Source organism: Streptomyces fuscigenes, assembly GCF_021556455.1.
Classification (GTDB): Bacteria; Actinomycetota; Actinomycetes; order Streptomycetales; family Streptomycetaceae; genus Streptomyces; species Streptomyces fuscigenes.
The window spans coordinates 1-3780 of record NZ_JAKGCV010000499.1 but is presented as its reverse complement, the minus strand read 5'-3'; the positions used below and the strand labels follow the sequence as shown (position 1 = coordinate 3780).

Here is a 3780-nt window from a genome sequence, read left to right as displayed (position 1 = left end):
AACGGCGGCCGGTACCGGCGACGCCTCGGGCGGCACGGGCACGACGAGCGGCACCGGCGTGAGCGCCGGCACGGGAGGCGACACCGCGGGCGGCACCGGCACGACCGCCGGCTCCGGCGACACCACCACCGGCACCCCCGGCGATCCCGCGGGCACCACGGCGGGCACGGCCGGCACGGGCGGCGACACCGAGGAGCCGGGCACCCAGACGCGCGCGGGCGACCTGCCCGCGGCGGACCCGTCCGGCGCGCCCTCGCCCTCGGAAGGCGCGATCTGACCATGGCACCGAACGACAACCGCGCCCGGCGCAGTGCCGGACGCGGCGCCAGGCGTCGCCGCCTGCCCCTGCGCCACCTCCTGCCGATCGCCCTGCTCCTCGTGATGAGCGGCATGCTCGTCGTGCGCGGCTACGTGTACAGCTCCTTCGTGCCCGACCACCGCGTCAGGCCGCCCGCCTCCACCAGCCACGTGCCGGAGCACATCCTCGACGGGGGCCCGGTCATCGACGCGCGCGACGCCTCGAAGCCGGCCAAGTCGCTGGACATCCCGGACCGGACCATCGTGCTGACCTTCGACGACGGCCCCGATCCGGTGTGGACGCCGAAGATCCTCGACATCCTGCACGCGAACGGGGCCAAGGCCACCTTCTTCGTCACGGGCACGAACACCGCCCGGCATCCCGGGCTCGTCAAGCGCATGGTGGCCGAGGGCAACGAGGTCGGCATCCACACGTTCGACCACCCCGACCTCTCGTACCTGGACCCGTCCACGATCCGGCGCGAGATCTCGCAGACGCAGCTGACGATCGAGGGCGCCGCGGGCGTGCGCACGGCGCTGTTCAGGCCCCCCTACTCGTCGTTCGCCGACGCGCTCGACAACGCGTCCTGGCCGGTCACGCAGTACGTGGGCAGCCTCGGCTACATCGGCGTGTTCGACAGCCTCGACAGTGAGGACTGGCAGCGGCCGGGGGTCGCGCGGATCACCGCGAACGCCACACCGCGCGGCTCGCGGGGCGCCGTCGTGCTGATGCACGACTTCGGCGGCGACCGCAGCCAGACCGTGCGGGCGCTCGCCGACTACATCCGCACCATGCACGCCAAGGGCTACCGCTTCGAGACCGTGACCGGGGCGCTGCACGCGCCCAGCGCGCACACCCCGGTGCACGGCACGGACCTGCTCAAGGGCAAGGCGTTCGTCGCCGCCGTCACGCTCTCCGACAACGTGACCGAGGGCCTGATCGGGTGCATCGCGTTCGTCGGCGTCCTCGTCGTCGGCCGGTTCGCGCTGATGCTGCTCCTCGCGTTCGTCCACGCCCGCCGCTCGCGGCGCCGCAGGAGGACCGGTGCCGGGGCACCGCCCGCCGTCACGCAGCCCGTGTCCGTGCTGGTCCCCGCCTACAACGAGAGCAAGTGCATCGCCAACACGGTGCGTTCGCTGGCGCGCAGCGACCACCCCATCGAGGTCGTCGTCATCGACGACGGCTCCTCGGACGGCACCGCCGACATCGTCGAGGCGATGTGGCTGCCCAACGTCCGCGTGATCAGGCAGCAGAACGCCGGCAAGCCCGCCGCGCTCAACAACGGCATCCGGCACGCCCGTCACGACCTCATCGTGATGATGGACGGCGACACCGTCTTCGAGGAGTCCACGGTGCGCGAGCTGGTGCAGCCGTTCGCCGACCCGCGGGTCGGCGCCGTCTCCGGCAACGCCAAGGTGGGCAACCGCGACTCGCTCATCGGCGCCTGGCAGCACATCGAGTACGTGATGGGCTTCAACCTCGACCGCCGCATGTACGACCTGCTCCGCTGCATGCCCACCATCCCCGGCGCGTGCGGCGCGTTCCGCCGGGAGGTGCTGCGCGAGGTCGGCGGCATGAGCGAGGACACCCTCGCCGAGGACACCGACATCACCATGGCCATCCACCGCAAGGGCTGGGAGGTCGTCTACGCGGAGGACGCCCGCGCCTGGACGGAGGCCCCGGAGAGCGTGCAGCAGCTGTGGTCCCAGCGCTACCGCTGGTGCTACGGCACGATGCAGGCGATGTGGAAGCACCGCAGGGCGGTCGTCGAACGCGGCCCCTCGGGCCGCTTCGGCCGGGTCGGCCTCCCGTTCGTCGCCGCCTTCATGGTGGTGGCGCCGCTCCTCGCGCCGCTGATCGACCTGTTCCTGCTCTACGGGCTCGTCTTCGGGCCCACCGGCAAGACCGTGGCGAGCTGGCTCGTCCTGCTCGCCATCCAGCTGGTCTGCGCCGTCTACGCCTTCCGGCTCGACCGGGAGCCGATGCGGCACCTGCTGGCCCTGCCGCTGCAGCAGATCCTCTACCGGGCCCTGATGTACGTGGTGCTCGTCCAGTCCTGGGTCACCGCCCTGACCGGCGGCAGGCTGCGCTGGCAGAAGCTGCGCCGCACCGGCGTGGTGGAGGCGGCGCCCCCCGCGGCGCCGCCGCGCGAGCGCGCGGCGGGACGGGGGCCGGTCGCATGAGCGCGCCGCACGCCCCCGCGGACGGCACCCCGGCCGCCGGAACGCCCGCGTACGAAACCGGCCCGGTGCCGGGCGACGGGGCCGCCCCGGGTCCGGACACCCCGGTTGCCCCGGGCGGGCGGGGCACCGGCCGCGACCGCTACCTGGACCTCCTCCGCGCCGTCGCGCTGGTCCGCGTGATCGTCTTCCACATCTTCGGCTGGACCTGGCTGACCGTCCTCTTCCCGTCGATGGGCGTGATGTTCGCGCTGGCCGGCTCGCTGATGGCGCGCTCGCTCGACCAGCGCGGCGCCACGGCCGTGATCCGGGGACGGGTACGGCGCCTGCTGCCCCCGATGTGGGTCTTCGGCGCGGTCGTCGTCGGGCTGCTGCTCTACACGGGCTGGCACCCGTGGAGCGACGGCGGCGGCGCCACCGGCCTCGCGTCCGTCCTGAACTGGATCGTCCCGCTGGGCGCCCCGCCCTACCCGGACCCCGCCGCCCATCCGTGGAGCTGGCTGGACTCCTCGTGGGCCGACCAGGCGGCCGGGCCGCTCTGGTACATCCGCGCCTACCTGTGGTTCGTGCTCGCGTCCCCGCTGCTGCTGAAGCTGTTCCGCCGGCTGCCCCTGGCGGCGCTCGCGCTGCCGCTCGTGCTGTGCGCGGTCTTCGGCACGGGCCTCGTCACCCTCCCCGGCGAGACCGGCGAGACGGTGACCGACTTCGCCACGTACGGCGCCTGCTGGGTGCTCGGCTTCGCGCACCACGACGGCGTGTTCCGGCGCATCCCGCGCTACGTGACGGTCTCCTGCGCCGCGTTCGCCATGGCCGCCGGGCTGTGGTGGGCGTCCGGCCACCTCACACAGGAGGGGTGGAACCTGGACGAGATCCCGCTGGGGCAGGCGCTGTGGTCGCTCGGCTTCGTGGCCGTGCTGCTCCAGTACTCCCCGTCGTGGCGGCGCCTGCCCGGCCGGCTCGCCCGCTTCGACGGGGTCGTCACGCTGGCCAACAACCGGGCCGTGACGATCTACCTGTGGCACAACCTGCTCATCATGATCACGGACCCGATCATCGACCAGGTGTGGAACATTCCCGGCACGGACCGGTTCGGGAGCGAACTCGACGCGGCGTACCCGGTCCTGTCCCTGGTGCTGATCTGGCCGCTGACGGCCCTCGTGATCGTGCTGCTCGGGTGGTTCGAGGACCTGGCCGCACGCCGGCGGCCCCGGCTGTGGCCCGACGGCCGGCGCGAGCGGCGGGACCGTGACCGCGTCGCCCGCGCCGTGGCACAGCAGGGGCGGCACCCCGCCGGTGCGATCG

The 3780-nt window shown here is 73.4% G+C and carries 2 protein-coding genes and 1 pseudogene; all 3 read left to right on the top strand.

What is annotated here, in order from left to right; genetic code table 11:
* Positions 1 to 277 (top strand): annotated as a pseudogene (locus L1885_RS25270) (hypothetical protein); the annotation flags it as partial.
* Between the two features lie 2 nt (positions 278 to 279).
* Entirely contained in the window at positions 280 to 2481 is a 2202-nt protein-coding gene (locus L1885_RS25265; protein ID WP_235799483.1) for a bifunctional polysaccharide deacetylase/glycosyltransferase family 2 protein, read from the top strand.
* Positions 2478 to 3780, top strand: a 1303-nt coding sequence (locus L1885_RS25260; protein ID WP_235799482.1) for an acyltransferase family protein, incomplete at its 3' end; no start/stop codon positions are given. The genes L1885_RS25265 and L1885_RS25260, both read left to right, overlap by 4 nt.

What these genes read in the sequence shown, in the direction of transcription:
- L1885_RS25265 (WP_235799483.1), top strand. Translation starts at nt 280, where the DNA reads ATGGCACCGAACGACAACCGCGCCCGGCGCAGTGCCGGACGCGGCGCC.